The sequence below is a fragment of the Piscinibacter sp. PDB5-1 genome (assembly GCF_056676035.1).
In genome coordinates this window covers 75,647-92,602 of the sequence record NZ_JBWVZL010000005.1, presented here as the reverse complement: position 1 = coordinate 92,602, position 16,956 = coordinate 75,647, and the positions used below count along the sequence as shown (strand labels likewise).

The 16,956-nt window shown below is 62.2% G+C and carries 16 protein-coding genes; 15 read left to right on the top strand and 1 reads right to left on the bottom strand.

The genetic code is table 11. The features are described 5' to 3' along the window. Positions 1 to 4: 4 nt before the first annotated feature. The 14 genes from AC1KAT_RS19315 (at position 5) to AC1KAT_RS19250 (ending at position 15,224) form a co-directional block, all read left to right on the top strand. A complete protein-coding gene (locus AC1KAT_RS19315) occupies positions 5 to 2,314 on the top strand; it encodes an efflux RND transporter permease subunit (protein WP_480328617.1) in 2,310 nt (769 codons plus the stop codon). 15 nt (positions 2,315 to 2,329) lie between these two features. Beyond that, a complete protein-coding gene (locus AC1KAT_RS19310; RefSeq protein WP_480328616.1) occupies positions 2,330 to 3,115 on the top strand; it encodes an outer membrane lipoprotein-sorting protein in 786 nt (261 codons plus the stop codon). Beyond that, complete coding sequence (locus tag AC1KAT_RS19305; RefSeq protein WP_480328615.1) at positions 3,112 to 4,329, top strand: hypothetical protein; 1,218 nt, start codon at positions 3,112 to 3,114, stop codon at positions 4,327 to 4,329. The genes AC1KAT_RS19310 and AC1KAT_RS19305 overlap by 4 nt, the downstream gene beginning before the upstream one ends. A 13-nt stretch (positions 4,330 to 4,342) precedes the next feature. Further along, positions 4,343 to 4,693, top strand: coding sequence for a DsrE/DsrF/TusD sulfur relay family protein (locus tag AC1KAT_RS19300; RefSeq protein ID WP_480328614.1), 351 nt, complete (start codon positions 4,343 to 4,345; stop codon positions 4,691 to 4,693). A gap of 26 nt (positions 4,694 to 4,719) precedes the next feature. Next, a complete protein-coding gene (locus AC1KAT_RS19295; protein ID WP_480328613.1) occupies positions 4,720 to 5,433 on the top strand; it encodes a 4Fe-4S dicluster domain-containing protein in 714 nt (237 codons plus the stop codon). An 11-nt stretch (positions 5,434 to 5,444) separates the two neighbouring features. Continuing rightward, the gene (locus AC1KAT_RS19290) at positions 5,445 to 8,108 is read left to right on the top strand and encodes a molybdopterin-containing oxidoreductase family protein (RefSeq protein ID WP_480328612.1); all 2,664 of its coding nucleotides are present in this window, start codon (positions 5,445 to 5,447) and stop codon (positions 8,106 to 8,108) included. Beyond that, positions 8,105 to 8,578 carry a c-type cytochrome gene (locus tag AC1KAT_RS19285; RefSeq protein ID WP_480328611.1) on the top strand — a complete coding sequence of 158 codons (474 nt, stop codon included), beginning with the start codon at positions 8,105 to 8,107 and terminating at the stop codon, positions 8,576 to 8,578. The genes AC1KAT_RS19290 and AC1KAT_RS19285 overlap by 4 nt, the downstream gene beginning before the upstream one ends. Before the next feature lie 17 nt (positions 8,579 to 8,595). Next, positions 8,596 to 9,537 (top strand): thioredoxin-disulfide reductase, encoded by a 942-nt coding sequence (trxB, locus tag AC1KAT_RS19280; RefSeq protein ID WP_480328610.1) that lies wholly within the window; start codon positions 8,596 to 8,598, stop codon positions 9,535 to 9,537. Next, a complete protein-coding gene (locus AC1KAT_RS19275) occupies positions 9,534 to 10,685 on the top strand; it encodes a cysteine desulfurase family protein (protein WP_480328609.1) in 1,152 nt (383 codons plus the stop codon). Before trxB ends, AC1KAT_RS19275 begins: the two co-directional genes overlap by 4 nt. After that, positions 10,682 to 11,383 (top strand): cytochrome b/b6 domain-containing protein, encoded by a 702-nt coding sequence (locus tag AC1KAT_RS19270; protein ID WP_480328608.1) that lies wholly within the window; start codon positions 10,682 to 10,684, stop codon positions 11,381 to 11,383. The genes AC1KAT_RS19275 and AC1KAT_RS19270 overlap by 4 nt, the downstream gene beginning before the upstream one ends. Positions 11,384 to 11,411: 28 nt before the next feature. After that, on the top strand, positions 11,412 to 12,611 hold the full coding sequence (locus tag AC1KAT_RS19265; protein WP_480328607.1) for an MFS transporter: 1,200 nt from the start codon (positions 11,412 to 11,414) through the stop codon (positions 12,609 to 12,611). A 17-nt stretch (positions 12,612 to 12,628) separates the two neighbouring features. Further along, positions 12,629 to 12,976 (top strand): c-type cytochrome, encoded by a 348-nt coding sequence (locus AC1KAT_RS19260; RefSeq protein WP_480328606.1) that lies wholly within the window; start codon positions 12,629 to 12,631, stop codon positions 12,974 to 12,976. Then, positions 12,973 to 14,274, top strand: coding sequence for an NAD(P)/FAD-dependent oxidoreductase (locus AC1KAT_RS19255; RefSeq protein ID WP_480328605.1), 1,302 nt, complete (start codon positions 12,973 to 12,975; stop codon positions 14,272 to 14,274). Before AC1KAT_RS19260 ends, AC1KAT_RS19255 begins: the two co-directional genes overlap by 4 nt. A gap of 137 nt (positions 14,275 to 14,411) precedes the next feature. Continuing rightward, on the top strand, positions 14,412 to 15,224 hold the full coding sequence (locus AC1KAT_RS19250; protein WP_480328604.1) for a TlpA family protein disulfide reductase: 813 nt from the start codon (positions 14,412 to 14,414) through the stop codon (positions 15,222 to 15,224). Between the two features lie 434 nt (positions 15,225 to 15,658). On the opposite strand, the gene AC1KAT_RS19245 is transcribed toward AC1KAT_RS19250, so the two are convergent. Further along, a complete protein-coding gene (locus AC1KAT_RS19245) occupies positions 15,659 to 16,471 on the bottom strand; it encodes a hypothetical protein (protein WP_480328603.1) in 813 nt (270 codons plus the stop codon). A 157-nt stretch (positions 16,472 to 16,628) separates the two neighbouring features. Between AC1KAT_RS19245 and AC1KAT_RS19240 the strand changes: the two genes are divergently transcribed. Beyond that, positions 16,629 to 16,922, top strand: a complete 294-nt coding sequence (locus AC1KAT_RS19240; RefSeq protein ID WP_480328602.1) for a helix-turn-helix domain-containing protein — start codon at positions 16,629 to 16,631, stop codon at positions 16,920 to 16,922. Positions 16,923 to 16,956: the final 34 nt, after the last annotated feature.

The window sequence follows — 16,956 nt, the reverse complement described above, 5'->3', positions numbered from 1 at the left end:
AGCGATGAGTGCCATTTCCAGCGAGTACCTGCCAATGCAACGCACCGGACGCCTGACCAGCCTGGGGATCGAACGCCCCTGGCTGACGATCGTCGTGTGCGTGCTGATTGCGATGCTGTTCGGTGCGGCCTTCCCCTGGGCGAAGATCGACACCAACCCGAAGAACATGCTGCCCCCGGACGCACCTGTGCGCGTCTGGAACGATCAGGTCGACCAACGGTTTGGGTTGCATGAGGACACGATCGTCGTTGCCCTGCGCCCCTCCAATGGTGTGCTTGACCCAGACAGCTTGGCCAAGTTGCGCAAGTTGAGCGCCCAAGTGGTTGCCCTGCCAGGTGTGGTCAAAGGCGACGTCACGTCCCTCTTCACGGTGGACAACGTCACAGCCGATGGTGATTCCATGCGCATTGCGCCGCTGCTGGCGGATGCCCCAGCGGATGCCGCGGCAATCAAAAGCCTGCGCCAACAGTTGTTCGAGAGCACGCTGTTTGTCGATCGCTTGATCTCGCGCGACGAGAAGACCACCGCGATCTACGTGCCGCTGCAGAAGAACACGGACGGCGCTCAGCTCGCCAACGACATCCGTCGCGCAGCGCTCAGCAACTTCGGTCCGGATGAAGTATTCATCACGGGCGACCCGGTGGCCCGTGACCTGTTTGGCGCCGAGATGTTCAAGCTGATGGGCATCTTTGCGCCCATCGCAGGTGCGCTGATGATGGCGCTGATGTATTGGATGTTCCGCAGCTGGTGGCTTGCGGGCGTGATGATGTTGACGGCCATGGTCAGCATCATGGTGTCAATGGGGGCGGGCATTGCGCTCGGCTTCCCGGTTCACATCATGAGCTCGATGGCGCCGGTGTTCCTGATGGCCATTGCCACGGACAGCATCCACATCTTCAACGAGTTTTTCCAGCGCTATCGCTCGGGCATGAACCGCGCCGAAGTGGTACGGCAAACCATCGATGCGGTGGCACGTCCAGTGCGCTACACCGCGCTCGCTACGGCATTGGGGTTCGCCGTCCTGCTGTTCATGACGGTCATCCCCGTCAAGGTGTTCGGCGGCATCATCGTGCTCGGCACGATCGTCTTGCGCCTGCTGAGCTTCTACCTGGTCCCAGCCTGCTTGATGCTGGTCCCGCTTCCAAGCGAGCAGCCGAAGAATGATCCGCTGTCTCGCCTGACAGCGTGGCTTGCGGCTTGGGCTGTGCCTCGCTCTGGGCTCATCGTCATCGGCGCGATGGTCTTGGTCGCTTTCAGCGCCACCGGGATGTCCCGCTTGATCGTCGACAACAACATGTTGCGCTGGTTCAAGGAGAGCAGCGAGGTGCGTCAAGCTGACGCGCTCTTTAGCCGAGAGATGGGCGGCGCAATGCCTGCCAGCCTCGTCGTGGACTCGGGTCGTCCGGATGGCATCAAAGATCCTGAGCTGCTCAAAGCGATCGAGGCGCTGCAGGCCGATCTGTTGAAGCAGGAGTTGGTCGGCACCAGCCTCTCCCTGGTCGACTACCTCAAGCGCATCAACCGGGTCCTCAACGGCAACGCCGCAGAAGCGGAAGTGCTTCCGCGCGATGCTGACACGGTCGGGCAGTACCTGCTGGCGTTCTCGATGGGATCGCGGCCCAGCGACCTCAACCGCGTGGTGGACTACGAATACCAGCGTGCCAATGTGCTGCTGCAACTCCGCAGCGGAGACGCGCAGGCGATGAAGCGGCTGGAAGATCGTGTCGACACCTTTGCCCGCGAGCACAAGCTCGGCTTGAAGGTCCAAGCGGCGGGGCCAGCGCATTTCAACCTGGTGTGGAACCAGGAAGTGCTCAAGGACATGGTGCTCGGTTTCGCGATTGCCCTGGCCGTGGTGTTCGCCGTCCTGGCTCTTGACTTCCGCTCGCTCAAATGGGCACTCGTCGCTTACGTGCCGCTCCTCGTCACTGTCATGGCGATCTTTGGCGCGCTCGGCTGGGCAGGCAAGTCGGTGGACATGCCCGTCGCCGTGCTGGCGTGCCTGTCACTGGGCATGGCAGTCGACTTTGCCATCCACTTCGTCAGTCGCTACCGGCAGGCGGCCACTAAGGCGGCCATCGGGCGGGCCCTCACGGATGACGAGCGCGTCGCCGCGCTCAAGTGGGTGGTCGAGTGGCCTGGCAAGGGAATCGTTCGCAACGCCTTGATGTTTGCTGTGGCGTTCTCGGTGATGTTGGCAGCTCCGCTGACGCCCTACGTGACCGTCGGTGCATTCATCGTTTCCATGATGACGCTCAGCGCATTGGCGTCACTGACGCTGCTGCCCGCCCTCATCAAAACCTTCCGACTCTGAACCGGAGCACCTCCAATGATTCGAAAGCTCGCGTGGACGATGGCCTTCCTGGCCACCGGAGTTCATGCACAGACCGCGCCCTCGGCGGAACAGATCGTTCAAAAGCAACTGGCAGCCTTCTACCAATCGGGCAAGGACTTCCAGGGCAAGGTGACCATGCGTCTGATCAACGCTCAGGGCTCCCAACGGGAACGCGCCATGAACATGTGGCGCGTCAATGCAGGTACGGCTGGCGACCAGCGTTACCTCATCACCTTCGACGCCCCCGCAGACGTGCGAGGCATGGGCTTCCTTGTCTGGAAGTACGCCAAGAAGGAAGACGACCGCTGGCTGTACATCCCGGCTCTGAAGGCCGTCAAGCGTGTGGCAGCCGACGACAAGCGCTCATCCTTCGTTGGCTCCGACTTCACCTACGAAGACATCTCAGGCCGTGACCTCGAGGAAGAACAGCATTCGCTGGTCCGCCAGGAAACCGCAGGTGACCGGCCCACTTACGTGGTCGAGAGCCGCCCCAAGGCCGCGGCGAGCTATGCCCGGCGCTTGACGTGGGTGGACCGCGAGCGCTGGCTGCCGCTCAAGGAGGAGTACTACGACTCCGAGGGCAAGCTGCAACGCACGTTCAAGGCTGAAAAGGTCGAAGAGATCGGCGGTTACTGGACGGTGACGACGCGCACGATGACGAACGCGCAGACCGGCCACCGTACCGAGGTGGCGTTCAAGTCGATCCGCTACGACGCAGGCCTGCCGGACGACGTCTTCAGTGAACGCAGCCTCCGCAATCCGCCGACGCTGGCTCCATGACTCTCGGCCGAGTCCTCTTCGCCGCAGCGGTGACGGCTGTCTCCGTTCCTGCACAAGCCGATCTCACCGGGTTCGTGCAGCTGCGGCACGCCCAACGGGCCAAAGCTGCGACCGCGTGTGCTCCGTCAATGCCGTGCAGCAGCATGGTGAACGAGGTGAGCGGCGAACTGTTGCATGAGCGCCGGTTCGGCAGTCGAGCCAGCACCACGTTGCGGGTCGAAGGCTGGCGCGACGCGGCGATTGGCAAGGATCGGATTCAACTGCGCGAAGCATTCGCAGACCTCGCACCGTCTGACCGCGTGAGCCTCAAACTCGGTCGGCAGGTGGTGACCTGGGGCGTGAGTGACTATCTCTACGTCAACGACATCTTCCCCAAGAACTACGACTCGTTCTTCACCGGCGGCGGCATCGACCGCATGAAGCAACCCGTTGACGCGGCTAAGGTCTCTTGGCGGCTTGGCGGCGGTGATCTGGAGGCAGTCCTTTCACGGTCACGAGGCGACACGCCTCCCCGCGGTGACCGCTTCCTCGCCTCCGCCATGTCTGCAGCAGCGCTCGACAAAGACGACGCCGACGACCGGGCGGACGTTGCCTCGCGGTGGTCGGGACATTCGAGTGGTGTGGACTGGGCGGCTTATGCCGGGCGGTACTCGAGCCGCGAACGGCGATACCTGGCGACGCCTGCTGGACTGCAATTCGAGCGCCCCTTGACGTCGCACCTCGGAGCAAGCCTGACCGGAAATGCGGCGAACGGCCTGGCGTGGGCCGAAGTTGCCCTGCGTGATGCGCAAGAGGTCACAGGTAGCTCGGTGAGCCGCTACTTCTACGGGTCGGCCGTCAAGGTGCTTGGAGGCTACTCGCGCGAGCTGCTTCAAGACATGACCGCGTCTATTCAATTGCAGCTGGAAGCCCCGCTCTCGCGGAGTGATTACCTCGCTTCGCTGGCACCCGGCGTTCGGCCCACGCGGCGCACCGCCGCCATGGTCCACCTGCGGATCCAAGGCCAGTGGGCGCAGCAGACCGTCCGCGGTGGCGCACAAGTTTTCGGGGGAGATGAAGGCGACTCGCACTTCAACCCCTTCGTGAGTTGGAGCCCAGCCGATGGCTGGGCCATCGAGGGAGGGGCCAACGTATTTAACGGCAGGTCCGATACCCGTTTCGGCATGCTCAGGGACGACTCCAACGTCTACGTCCTCGGGCGCTATTCATTCTGATCAGAGGAAAACCATGAAGCACCTGTTCATCTTCAATGACGCTCCCTACGGCAGCGAGCGTACGTACAACGGCCTTCGCCTGGCGGGCGCTGTGGCCAAGCGCGAAGGCGAAGAAGTCCGCATCTTCCTGATGGGCGACAGCGCGCTGTGCGCCAAGGGCGCGCAAAAGGTCCCGGCCGGCTACTACAAGGTCGAAGACATGCTGGGCATGGTCACCCGCCGCAATGGCGAGGTCGGCGTTTGCGGCACCTGCATGGATGCACGCGGCATGGCCGAGGTTGAACTCACCGATGGCACGCATCGCGGCACGATGGATGAGCTGACCACCTGGACCCTGTGGGCCGACAAAGTCATCGTTTTCTGATCGACTGACAACAACAGGGAGCAGGTGTGGACACGAAACAAGACACGTCGCCGCCCAAGTGGGGCATGGCGATCGATCTCGAGCGCTGTATCGGTTGCCACGCCTGTTCCGTGGCTTGCAAGGTCGAGAACTCGGTCTCTCTCGGCAACTTTCGAACCAAGGTCTATTACTACGACCACAAGGGGAAAAACGCCGTCGGACGACCTGCGCTCAAGCGGGCCTTCCTGCCCACACTTTGTATGCAATGCGAAGACGCTCCTTGCATCAAGGCGTGCCCCACTACCTCGATCTCGCGCGGCGCTGACGGAGTTGTTCGCATCGACGCCTCGACGTGCGACAAGTCGGGCGACTGCATCTCAGCCTGTCCCTACGGCGCGATTCACATCGACCCGGTGGCGGAAGTCGCGGATAAGTGCGACTGGTGCAGTCACCGCCTTGAGGTCGGCATGGACCCAGCCTGTGTTGAGGTCTGTCCCGCCGAGGTTTTCGCGTTCGGCGACTTGAACGATCCCAACAGCAAGGTCAGGCAAATGCAGGCCAAGCACGGCGCTGAGCTGTCCGTGCTGAAGCCCCAGGAGGGGACGAAGCCGAGCGTGAAGTACCGCGGCCTCGGCAAGGTGGTGCCACGCGAGATGGAAAAGAAGTTGCCCAAGGGACGTAATCACGATCCCTTCACGTACGAGGTCGATACGTGGTCGCAGCTGACATCCGACTACGGCACCGGCAAGAAGAAGGCCTGACGGAGGACGCCATGCAACGCAGACAGTTCGTCAAGTCAGGCATGGGTGCGCTCGCCACGCTCGCCGTGGGTGAGACCATCCTTTTGTCGCCACAGCCGGCCGCAGCCTCCACCGCTGAACTTGAGCCGCTGAGCTACAAGCTCAATGCCGCGGGCAATCCGCGCAAGCAAAGAACCGACTACCGCACAGCCAAGCGGGTCAAGAGCGTGTGCCTCAACTGCTCGACCGTGTGCGGCATTGAAGGCTTCGTCGTCGACAACAAGGTAGTGAAGATCCGCGGCAATCCGCTCGACCCGAACATGGGCAACTTCATGACCTGTGCCAAGGGTCAGAGCGGGCCGACCATCAACTCGTACCCCGAGCGCTTGCTCTACCCGCTCAAGCGAGTCGGCGCACGGGGTGAGGGTCTCTGGAAGCGCATCACCTGGGACGAGGCGCACGAGGAGATCGCGGCACGCATTCGCAAGTGCATCGATGCGGGTCATCCTGAATGGGTAGCGATCCACCAGGGGCGCTCAAGATACGAGTCGGAGTTCAACCGGTTCCTGAACGCCATCGGCTCCCCGGTCCTGCTCAACCATCGCTCCATCTGTTCATCGAACAAGCGCGCTGCCAACTACGTCAGCCTTGGCGATACCGACTGGGAATCGATCGACGCAGAACGCTGCCGGTACTTCTTGAACTTCGGCTCGAACTTCTACGAGGCGCACCAAGGCGGACTCCACTTCGTCAAACGAGTCGTGAAGGCGCGTTTCGACCATGGTGCGAAGCTGGTGACGTTCGACGTGCGCATGTCGAACACGGCTGGGCGCAGCGACGAGTGGTTCAAGCCGTTTCCCGGCACCGAAGGTGCAATAGCCCTCGCCATGGGTCACGTGATCCTGCGCGACAACCTGCACGACAGGCAGTTCATGGCCGATCTCGTTCAGCCGGGTGAATCTCGGATCCGGGAATGGCTATCGACCTGTACGCCGAAGTGGGCAGAGCAACTGAGTGGCGTATCGGCCAAAGATATCGAGCGCTTGGCCAGGGAATTCGCTAAGGCAGCACCGACGGCTGCTGCCTTTACCAATCGGGGCACCGGCGCGCACTACAACGGCTTCAACGCCGAGCGCGCGGTTGTCATGCTGAATGCCCTGGTGGGCTCTGTCGGCCGCCCGGGCGGCTACTGCTATGGGCTAGAGGAAAAGCTCTCGCCGCAGCGTTACCCGCAGCCGCAGCCGGTTCCCTCGGCCCCGAAGATTCGCACTGACCTGGAAGACCCGCCCGAGTGGCCGCTGGCCAACCGCTGGCAGAAGATGAAGGTCAGTCAGATCGTCTATGACTATCTCGAACAAGGGCGCGCGAAGCTGGAGGTCTACCTCAGCTACACCATCGTCTCGCCCATGACCTGGCCCGAAGGTCGCTCGAAGACTGTCGACGTACTCAAGAACGAGGCGCTGATTCCGTTTCACGCCTGCTCGGACATCATTTACTCCGAGATGGCGCACTACGCCGACATGATCCTTCCGGACGCCACGTACCTCGAGCGCTGGGGCTTGGACATTCGCAACAACCTCGAGCTGCAGCACTACGTGACGCTGCGGCAACCGATGGTCACGCCTCCGGGCGAAGCAAAGAGCTTCCCAGACTCTTTGATCGAGATCGGCAAGCGCCTCGGGCCCAACCAGGCCAAGTTCTTCGCCTACGGCTCGCACGAAGATTTCGTGCGCCACCAGTGCTCGCTGCTCCCGAAGCTTGGGCCGGACGGCAAAACGTTCGCGTCGGGCTTCGACTACATCAAGCACTACGGCGTCTACGTCGACACCTCAAAGCCGAAGGCGTACGAGGTGTACCGCCGCAAGTTAAGCGCTGAGCAAGTGGCAGGGTCGCGCGTGGATGAAAAATCTGGCGTGATCTTGAAGCCCGATGCAGCCGGTAAGGACCGCGCGATCGGTGTCATGGTCATGGGTGAGGCGCTTCGAGGCTTTGCCACGCCGTCGCGCAAGTTCGAGGTTTATGCACCCGAAGTAGAGAAGGTCGCAGGCGGCCTCGGGATGCATGACGACGGCATGCCGTCGTTCGCCCAGGTGCCCTGGCATGTGGGACTTGGCAAGGACCGCTTCATCCTGACAACGTTCAAGTGGAACGTGCACACGCAAGGGCGCACGGCTTCGCAGAAGTACCTGTCCGAGATCGTTCACGACAACCCGATGTGGATCCACCCGGAGACAGCGCGACTTGTGGGCGTTCGAAGCGGAGAGTGGGTCGAGCTCACAACCTATCGGCCCAAGTCCGGCCCGCAGGGCGACAAGGCGTTCCGAGGCTCAGACACGGAACAGCGAGTCGGGAGCGCCAAGGTCCGCGTCTTCGTGACCGAGGCGATTCATCCGCGAGTCGTCGCCGTCTCCAACTCTCTGGGCTGGGAGTTCGGCGGCCGGGCCACTCAAGGCCGCCGTGCGCCGCGCGATCAAGCGCTTGCCGAACTAGGCCAGGCGCAAACCGCGAAGGGGATGGGCGACGCCGCTCAGTTCGACGATCTCGCGCATGGCCTCTGGTGGGACAAGCGGCTGGGCGGGCGCGGCAACGGGGTCAACATCAACGCCATCCTCCCCATCAATCCGTCACCGTTGGTCGGTATGCAGTCCTGGTACGACACGGTGTGCAGCATCAAGAAATCAAGCGTCGCAGCATGACCAACTTCACCCACCCCTGGCTTTCCAAAGCTCTTCCCACCGCACTTGCGCTTGCTTTAAGCGCTGCACCAGTGCTTGCCGGCCCTCCGCAGATCGCTCCTGAGAAGGCAATCAAGGCACGGCAATCGGCTTACTACCTGATGGGTCAGCAGATGGCCCGTATCAACGCAACCATCAAGGGGGACTGGCCGATGGACAAGCCAGGCCTGCAACTGAGTGCCGAGACGCTGGAGGTACTGAGCCGCATCGTTGGTGAGAACTTCCCCGCTGGAACGGACAAGGGAACGAAGGCCAAGCCGGAAATCTGGAAGGACAGCGCCCGCTTCAAACAGCTTGGTGATGCCTCCATCGTGGAGGTGGGCAAGCTGAAGGCGGCCGTGGCAACAGGGGACACGAGTGCCTTGAAGGCCGCATACGGCGCTGCGAGCAAGTCCTGCAAGGACTGCCACGACGCCTTCAAGGTTCAATGAGCTAGGAACGAAATCAGATGCACGCGCAGGTACTCATTCTGGGATCCGGTCCCGCTGGCTATACCGCCGCTGTCTATGCCGCACGAGCCAACCTCAAGCCGGTGCTTGTGACTGGCATCGCGCAAGGTGGGCAGTTGATGACGACCACCGAAGTCGACAACTGGCCAGCCGATGTCGATGGCGTCCAAGGGCCAGAACTGATGCAGCGTTTCGAGCGGCATGCACTTCGCTTCGGAACTCAGCTTGTCCACGACCACATCCACACCGTCGATCTGTCGAAGAAGCCGTTTTCACTTCAAGGCGACTCGGGCACCTACACCTGTGATGCCCTCATCGTGGCAACAGGCGCCTCAGCGAAGTACCTGGGCCTTCCTTCGGAAGAGGAATACAAGGGACGTGGCGTCAGCGCATGCGCCACATGCGATGGATTCTTCTACCGCCAGCAGGAAGTGGCGGTCGTCGGTGGTGGCAACACGGCGGTCGAAGAAGCTTTGTACCTCTCGAACATCGCGAGCAAGGTGCACCTTGTGCACCGTCGCGACAAGTTCCGTGCGGAGCCCATCATGCTCGACAAGCTCATGGAGAAGGTCTTGAGCGGCCACATCCGGCTGCACCTCCATCAGACGGTCCAGGAGATCGTCGGCGACGCGCAGCGGGGAGTTACGGCTCTGCGACTCGCGAACGCGCTGGACGGGTCACAGGTCGACGTCCCCGTCAGCGGATGCTTCATTGCCATCGGCCACCATCCGAACACTGACCTCTTCAAGGGGCAACTCGAGATGCGTAACGGGTATTTGCTGACCCGCTCAGGCTCGGAAGGCTTTGCCACGATGACCACCATTCCAGGAGTGTTTGCGGCCGGGGACGTGCAGGATCACGTCTATCGTCAGGCGATCACCAGCGCCGGCACCGGCTGCATGGCGGCCCTGGACGCGCAACGTTATCTGGAACAGCAATGATCTACCTCGACTACAACGCCACGACGAGCATTCATCCCGATGTGCGCGTCGCGATCAACAGGTACCTAGAGGAGTTCGGCAACCCGTCTTCGTCGCATGTGAAAGGGGTTGCGGCCAAAGCCGCAGTGTTGACGGCCCGTGAAGCCGTCGCTCAAGCGGTTGGGGCGACTTCGGACGAAATCGTTTTCACGGGCAGTGCTACGGAGTCCAACAACCTGGCCATTCTTGGCGCCTGCCGCGCAGCCGCGCCCGAGCGGCGCCGACTAGTGATCAGCGCAGTTGAACACCCGGCGGTCGCTGAGCCGGCCCATGAGCTGGCACGGCAAGGTTGGGAGCTATCCGTTGCTCCTGTTGATCACGAGGGGCGCGTAGATCTGGCTGCGCTCGAAGAGCTTCTCAAGGGCCCTCCCGTCGCCTTGGTCAGCGTGATGCTTGCCAACAATGAGATCGGGACCATCCAGCCGATCGCCGAAGTCGCCGCACTGGCGAAACAGCATGGCGCGCTGGTGCATGTCGACGCTGCACAGGCCATCGGGAAGATGGAGGTCAACGTCGACAGCCTGGGTGCTGACCTGCTAACGATTGCAGGCCACAAGATGTATGCCCCGAAGGGCATCGGCGCCCTCTACGTCAGGAAGGGAACTCCGCTGTCGCCCCTCGTGTTCGGTGCGTCGCAGGAAAAGGGGCTGCGGCCTGGCACAGAGAACGTGCCCTATATCGCTGGCTTGGGCGTGGCTGCGCGTCTGGTGTCTCAGTCTCCGGACGCTTGGCATCGGATGGCCGATCTGCGGGACCGACTGCAAGCGCAACTGATTCGAAAGATCCCTGGGCTGACCGTCAATGGATCCCAGCGGCATCGTCTACCGAACACCCTGCATGTGTCTCTGCCGAACGGCACTGCCCGAGGCGTGATTGCGCTGTTGGTCGACGAACTGGCCATGTCGGCTGGCGCAGCCTGCCACTCGGATCATGATGAGCAGCCTTCCGGCGTGATGCAGGCCATTGGTGCGACCGCCCAACAGGCGCGTGGAGCGATCCGACTCAGCCTCGGCTACGACACAACGGTAGACGAAATTGACCAAGCTGTGCAGCTGCTTGGCTGGGCATACGAGCGTCACCTTGGCGATCGGCAACGCGAGTCGGCATGAGCGCCATCTATCCGCGCTCTTCCTCGGCAATCCCGGCTTCCCGCACTCGTCCGGGCGTCAAGGTATGGGATCTTCCGACGCGCCTGTTCCATTGGCTGCTGGTGATCTGCGTCACTACCTCCATCGTCACAGCGCAGTTGGGCGGTAACTGGATGGAATGGCATGCCCGCGCTGGCATCGCCACGCTGTCGCTGCTGGCCTTCCGCCTTCTGTGGGGTGTTGTGGGACCACGCTATGCGCGCTTCGCGTCTTTCATCTACGGTCCCCGTACGCTCCTGCGCCATCTCGCCGGGCGCGGAGATGGCGACCATCGCTATGTTGGTCACAGTCCAAGCGGCTCGCTGTCTGTGTTTGCACTTCTGGGGCTGATCGGCCTTCAGGCGGTTGGCGGGCTGTTCAGCTCAGACTTCATGGGCGTCGACGGTCCCTTGGTCTCGCGGATCGACGAGGAGACAGCGACGCTCATCACCTCTTTGCATGTGAATGCGCAGTGGTTCATCTATGGACTGCTTGCGTTGCACATCCTGGCCATCGCGTACTACCGAGTCATTAGAAAGATCGATCTCGTGACGCCGATGATCACGGGGTTCAAACGAGGCGTGTCGGCTCCGCACGCGAGCGACTCGCTCGCCTTGCGAATCGTCGGCATCGCTGCACTGGCGGCCTGCGCTGTACTCAGCTTCTGGTGGCTGGCTTGACCCGGCCGCACGTAGGCGGGAGCGCGCGATGAGCATGAGCGCCGGCGACTTCAAACGGAATGTGCTGCTCCTGGCCGCAATGCAGGCGCTGTTCCAGACCACCTCGGTGTTGATGGTCACTGTCGGGGGGCTGATCGGGTTTCGACTGGCCCCGGACAAAGGTTTGGCCACCCTGCCAATCGCGATCACCATGGTGGGCGCTGCGCTCATGATGGTGCCGGCCTCCTTGCTGATGCAGCGGATCGGGCGTCGCCGCGGCTTTGCCATAGGGACTTCTCTCGGCGTGCTGTCAGCGGCGATCGCTGCCGTGGCCGTCAGCGTAGAAAGCTTCGGGCTGTTTCTGCTCGCCAACTTCTTGGTGGGCACCTACCAGGGGTTTTCTCAGTACTACCGCTTTGCAGCCGGTGAGGTGTCGGAGGCGGCGTACCGGTCAAAGGCGATTTCTTGGGTGGTATCAGGGGGCGTGGTTGCGGCCATTGCCGGTCCAAACATCGCACGCTTCACGGGCACTGCGGGAAGCATCCCCTTCTTCTGGTCTTTCATCTGTCTTCTGGCGCTGAGCTTGCTGGCTCTTGCGTTGAGCACCCGGCTCACACTCCCCCTACCGAGCGCCGGAGCTCAAGCCAAGGCGGCGCGGTCTACGCGTGAGATCGTCCGGCAGCCTGCCTTCCTCACCGCGCTCTTGGGATCAGCCGTTGGCTATGGGGTGATGGTGATGGTGATGACCGCCACCCCTTTGGCCATGCAAATCTGCGGTCACGGGATCGGCCTGACGACCACCGTCATCCAGTGGCACGTTCTCGGCATGTTCGTGCCGTCGTTCTTCACGGGGCACTTGATCGCGCGGGTTGGTGTGCTGCCGGTCATGGCAACCGGCGCGCTCCTTCTGGCAGGCCACGTGTTCATCGCCCTGTCTGGAGTGGAGTACCTGCATTTCCTGTCCGGACTGATCTTGCTAGGCGTCGGGTGGAACTTCCTGTTCATTGGCGGGACGTCGCTGCTGGCCGATTCCACTGAGCCGAGCGATCGGGCGCGAGCTCAAGCCATTCATGACTTCCTTGTGTTTGGCGTGATCACCGCCGCCTCGTTCTCCGCCGGCAAGCTGCTGAACGTGAGTGGGTGGGAGGCGGTGAACCTCCTAGCGCTTCCCTTCTTGCTTGCCGTGGTCTGTGCGGTCGGGGCGCTCGCGTGGTACCGCCGGTCGAGGCCGGTGGTGGGCACCGCTTGAGCTCTCATGGAGATTGAATGAACCGCTACCGTCTCTTGTTCTTCATTGCGGCCGCGATCGGCTTCACTGCCCACTCCGGCGTGGCGTGGTCTTCGGAAGACGCCGGTGCCTTGGCAGTCCGCACTTTGGCTGCCACGTGCGCGAACTGCCACGGCACGGATGGGCGCCCGCCCCAAGGTTCTGTGATGCCTGCTTTGGCTGGATTGCCGGCTGCAAGGTTCTTGGCACGAATGAGCGAGTTCAAGGCGGGAGCAGGCGGGTCAACCGTGATGCCGAGCATTGCCAAAGGATTTGACGAGCGTCAGATCGAGCAGCTGGCTAAGTACTTCTCACAACAGACCCTCCACATGGAGAGCGCCCGATGATCAGCCGTCGAACGTTGCTGCAGGCCTCGGGGGCTGCAGGCACTCTGGGTATGGTCGGCTGTGCCGCCGTCGGCAGTGGCGCGGGTAGTCCGAAGGTCGTAGTCATCGGTGGCGGCTTCGGGGGTGCCACGGCGGCCAGATACGTCAGGCTGCTTTCTGGCGGCGCGGTCGCCGTGACGATGGTTGAACCGAACCCGACCTTCGTCAGCTGCCCGATGAGCAACCTCGTGTTGAGCGGTACGCGCACGATGGACGAACTGACACACTCGTATTCAACGCTTGAAAGCACCGGCGTGCAGTGGATGCGTGACAGGGCGGTATACGTTGACATCCTGCAGCGGAAGGTCCGCCTTGCTTCGGATCGGACGCTGTCCTATGACAAGTTGATCGTGAGCCCAGGCATCGACATGATGACCTCGCAGGTTGAGGGATTGCCACAGGCAATCTCGGCAGGTCAGGTGGTTCATGCCTGGAAGGCCGGACCGGACACCCTACTGCTGCGTCGTCAGCTTGAGGCGTTGCCTGACGGCGGCGTTGTCGCCATCACCGTGCCGGAAATGCCGTTTCGCTGCCCGCCGGGGCCGTACGAGCGCGCAAGTCTTATTGCGCACTACCTGCTGCAGGCCAAGCCGCGCTCGAAGGTGCTCATCCTCGACGCCAATCCTGACATCGTCGTCAAGGGGACGCTGTTCAGGAAGGCTTGGTCAGACCTGTATGGCGGGCGGGTCGAGCACAGAGCGCGGCACCGGTTGCTTTCAGTCGATGGCAAGTCCGGGGTTCTCCGCTTTGATGGGCAGCCTGAGGTTCGCGCGGACGTCTTGAACGTGATTCCTTCCATGCGGGCCGCATCGTTTGCCGAAGATGTCGGTCTCAATGCGGGTGGACGGTGGTGCCCTGTGCGTTACGTCGATTTCGCCTCAACGGTCGTGACGGATGCTCACGTGATCGGAGACGCCATCGTCTCTCCGCCGGGAATGCCGAAGAGCGGTCACCTGGCGAACAACCAGGGCAAGGTGGTTGCAGCCTCCGTGGTGGCTGAGCTGACCGGCAAGCAGCAGATCGCTGAGCCGGTTTTGCTGAACGCCTGCTACAGCTTGGTTGCACCGACACTGGCGGCGCACGTGGCCAACACCTATCGGTACAGCCAAGTTGACAAGGCCTACAAGGGCGTCCTTCCAGGCCCTGGCGCGATCTCGCCTGCGGTCAATGAGCTGGAGGGTGCGTACGCTTGGGAGTGGGCTCGATCCACATGGGCCGATACCCTGGGAGGTCACGTGCGTGCGCCAGGCCGAGGATGACAGATCGAAGTGCCCAAGCTCATCCTGCTATTCAACGAGGCCAGCAGACGCACCGGCGGGGTGTCCTCGGCAGCGTCCGAAGGCATGAGCAATCCGAAGATCCCGTTGGGCGCCCTGGGCCTGCGTGAGGCGGATACTTGACCGGCGCCATTGCGTTGGGGCCGCTCTTGCTGCCCCTGACGCCGCTGCTCGTGATGGTGTCGGCCGTCGTCGCTTTGGCGCTGGGCAAGCGCCTGTCGGGGGCATCGAAGGCGGTTGATCTCACCCTGTGGTGGGCCCTTGCGATTGGCCTGGCAGCAGCCCGGCTCGCCTTCGTCTACGAATACCGCTCGCTCTACTTCGGCGCGCCAATGTCAATTCTCGACATTCGTGACGGCGGTTGGAACCCGACTGCCGGCCTGCTAGCCGCCTGGGCCTACGGACTGTTCCGAGGGCGCGCCGCGCCGGCCATGCGGCGACCATTGCGCTGGGCTTTGGCCGCCGGCACTACTGTCTACCTGTCGGGCGCCATCGCTCTGGCGGTCGGGGCGCGGCCAGGCCCGCCATTGCCGGCGGTCGCATTCGCCTCGATGGATGGCGCAGATGTCCGGCTCGACAGCTTTCGAGGCAAACCGGTAGTGGTCAACCTGTGGGCCACATGGTGCCCGCCTTGCGTGCGAGAGATGCCGGTATTGCTTGACGCCCAGCGCCGACGCGCAGACGTTCACTTCGTGTTCTTAAACCAGGGCGAGGAGCCAGGGCGTGTGCAACGCTGGCTGCATCGCAGCGGGTTGCACCTGCGCAATGTTTTGTTGGACCCACGCCGCCAAGCCGGTGCACTGTTTCATCAGAAGGGCTATCCGACCACGCTGTTCTTTGATGCCCGCGGCGAACTCGTCGCAACCCGCATTGGCGAACTATCTGCCGCCACGTTGGAGCAGAAACTGCAAGGTTTGTCTGCGTCCCCCTAGCGACGCTTGCGGCCTGTCGGAATGGAGCCTTCCCGGCTTGGGGCGACGCAATCGGGGACGGGTACTGTGGTGTGGAGTTGCTGGGACTGCGCAGCGCCCTTCGTGGGAAGCGCTCGAAAACGGCCACCGACGACCCGACCGATCGTGATCTTGCCGTCGACGGATTCGCGCACGAACTTCGTTGGGTCGCTGGGAAGTACCGAGTATGCGTAGATGTGGGCGCTGGGACCTGCATCTCCGAAGACTGAGCGCCTGCTGAGCCCGGGCTTGCTAAGAGCCTTTCCCAACCTTGCAGCCAACTCTTGCGGCGTCGGGTCGACCGGATGGCACAGAGCGGACTTTGATCGTGACTTCATGGCGCCTCCTTCACGTAGCCGGCCACCGTGGATCTACGCTCAGTTCGCTGTGGACCGTGGATGTTCTAACTTTACAGGTCAGTCGTTCGCGATTTTCGTCAGAGCCTCACGAATTCGCGCGGGCTTCTCCGGTTCGAACGAGCACTTCTTGTCAGGGACGCATCGAATGTCATGGTTCCATGCGTAGCTGACCTTCGATCCGGCGCGGTAGGGCACAACCGTGACCGCGACGGACTGGCGGTCGTTTAAGTCCTGAATGCTGATGGTCCACTTTCGAGCCATCGAGTTGCCTGCTGCATACGAATCGGTCTCGTGAGCCGGACTCAGTGATTTGCGTTGGAAGCTTGCAAGGACCGCTGGGGCACTGAACGGAACATCGAGCTCACCTGTCTCTCTGCGTGAGAACACCAGCGGGGTTCGTGTGCAAAGAGCAGCTAGGTCTGCTGCGACCAGCTGCGGCGATATCAACGGCGACAAGCTCAAGCCGCCAAGGTGGACAGACTCGACCTGGATTGCTTCGGGACAAGCAACTTGGAGGACCAGATCTTCACCGGCGCGCGACGTTGTCAGCTGAAAGCGTGCACGCTGTGTGTGGCGGTGTTGTGGACTTCCGTAGTTCTGGTAGAGGACGTCGACAGTGTTGGCGCCCGGCCGAACGCTTACGCCTTTGTGGCTGCCCCCGGTGTCGGAAGCAGGCCTGTACATGCTTGTTCGTAGAAGCGCATCTGCGTACCGCCCAGCCGCACCGTTCCGGTTCAGTTCATCGGCAAGCTGTCCAGGGAGGATGTAGCGCACCGTCTTGCCCTGCTCGAGCGGGACTGTTGATGTGTTGTGCTGTGTGGCGCAAGCGACCACAAACAGCGCCACGATCGTCGTCGTGATCAGTCTCATCTAAGAAATCTCCCATTGGCGGTACGGCTTCCGTTCGCGCGGCGGTTGTCTGCCGATGCATCTCTCCGCGATTTCGGCAGACGAAGGGTGGCCGACAGATTCTTTGTTGTCTGTAGACACGTGTCTTTAGTGTACATGCGTCGAAAACTTCGCCTCGATGCGCCCGAGCCGAAATCAACCACTCATCGAATCTCTCGGGGTGGAGATCAAAGCTCGTCGTGTGGCGCTCGGGCTTAGCCAGGAAGATCTGGCGGGTCGATGTCAGTTGGACCGGCCCTACATCACGCTCATGGAAGCTGGTCGCAAGCAGCCAACCATCAGCGTGCTCTTCCTCATCGCAAAGGCCCTCGAGATGTCGTTTGGCGATTTCGCTGCGGCCGTGGAGACGAGGTACGCCAAGCAAGCTGGGATCGGCGGGGGGAAGAAGGCCCGGATGCCAATGTCGACATAGGTCCAGCGCTTTCTGCGAGCAAGGCCTTAAAAGG

Excerpts from the sequence above, each read along its gene's own strand:
- AC1KAT_RS19315 (WP_480328617.1), top strand. The coding sequence starts at position 5 with ATGAGTGCCATTTCCAGCGAGTACCTGCCAATGCAACGCACCGGACGC.
- AC1KAT_RS19310 (WP_480328616.1), top strand. The coding sequence starts at position 2,330 with ATGATTCGAAAGCTCGCGTGGACGATGGCCTTCCTGGCCACCGGAGTT.
- AC1KAT_RS19305 (WP_480328615.1), top strand. The coding sequence starts at position 3,112 with ATGACTCTCGGCCGAGTCCTCTTCGCCGCAGCGGTGACGGCTGTCTCC.
- AC1KAT_RS19300 (WP_480328614.1), top strand. The coding sequence starts at position 4,343 with ATGAAGCACCTGTTCATCTTCAATGACGCTCCCTACGGCAGCGAGCGT.
- AC1KAT_RS19290 (WP_480328612.1), top strand. The coding sequence starts at position 5,445 with ATGCAACGCAGACAGTTCGTCAAGTCAGGCATGGGTGCGCTCGCCACG.
- AC1KAT_RS19285 (WP_480328611.1), top strand. The coding sequence starts at position 8,105 with ATGACCAACTTCACCCACCCCTGGCTTTCCAAAGCTCTTCCCACCGCA.
- trxB (WP_480328610.1), top strand. The coding sequence starts at position 8,596 with ATGCACGCGCAGGTACTCATTCTGGGATCCGGTCCCGCTGGCTATACC.
- AC1KAT_RS19275 (WP_480328609.1), top strand. The coding sequence starts at position 9,534 with ATGATCTACCTCGACTACAACGCCACGACGAGCATTCATCCCGATGTG.
- AC1KAT_RS19270 (WP_480328608.1), top strand. The coding sequence starts at position 10,682 with ATGAGCGCCATCTATCCGCGCTCTTCCTCGGCAATCCCGGCTTCCCGC.
- AC1KAT_RS19265 (WP_480328607.1), top strand. The coding sequence starts at position 11,412 with ATGAGCATGAGCGCCGGCGACTTCAAACGGAATGTGCTGCTCCTGGCC.
- AC1KAT_RS19260 (WP_480328606.1), top strand. The coding sequence starts at position 12,629 with ATGAACCGCTACCGTCTCTTGTTCTTCATTGCGGCCGCGATCGGCTTC.
- AC1KAT_RS19255 (WP_480328605.1), top strand. The coding sequence starts at position 12,973 with ATGATCAGCCGTCGAACGTTGCTGCAGGCCTCGGGGGCTGCAGGCACT.
- AC1KAT_RS19245 (WP_480328603.1), bottom strand. The coding sequence starts at position 16,471 with ATGAGACTGATCACGACGACGATCGTGGCGCTGTTTGTGGTCGCTTGC.
- AC1KAT_RS19240 (WP_480328602.1), top strand. The coding sequence starts at position 16,629 with ATGCGCCCGAGCCGAAATCAACCACTCATCGAATCTCTCGGGGTGGAG.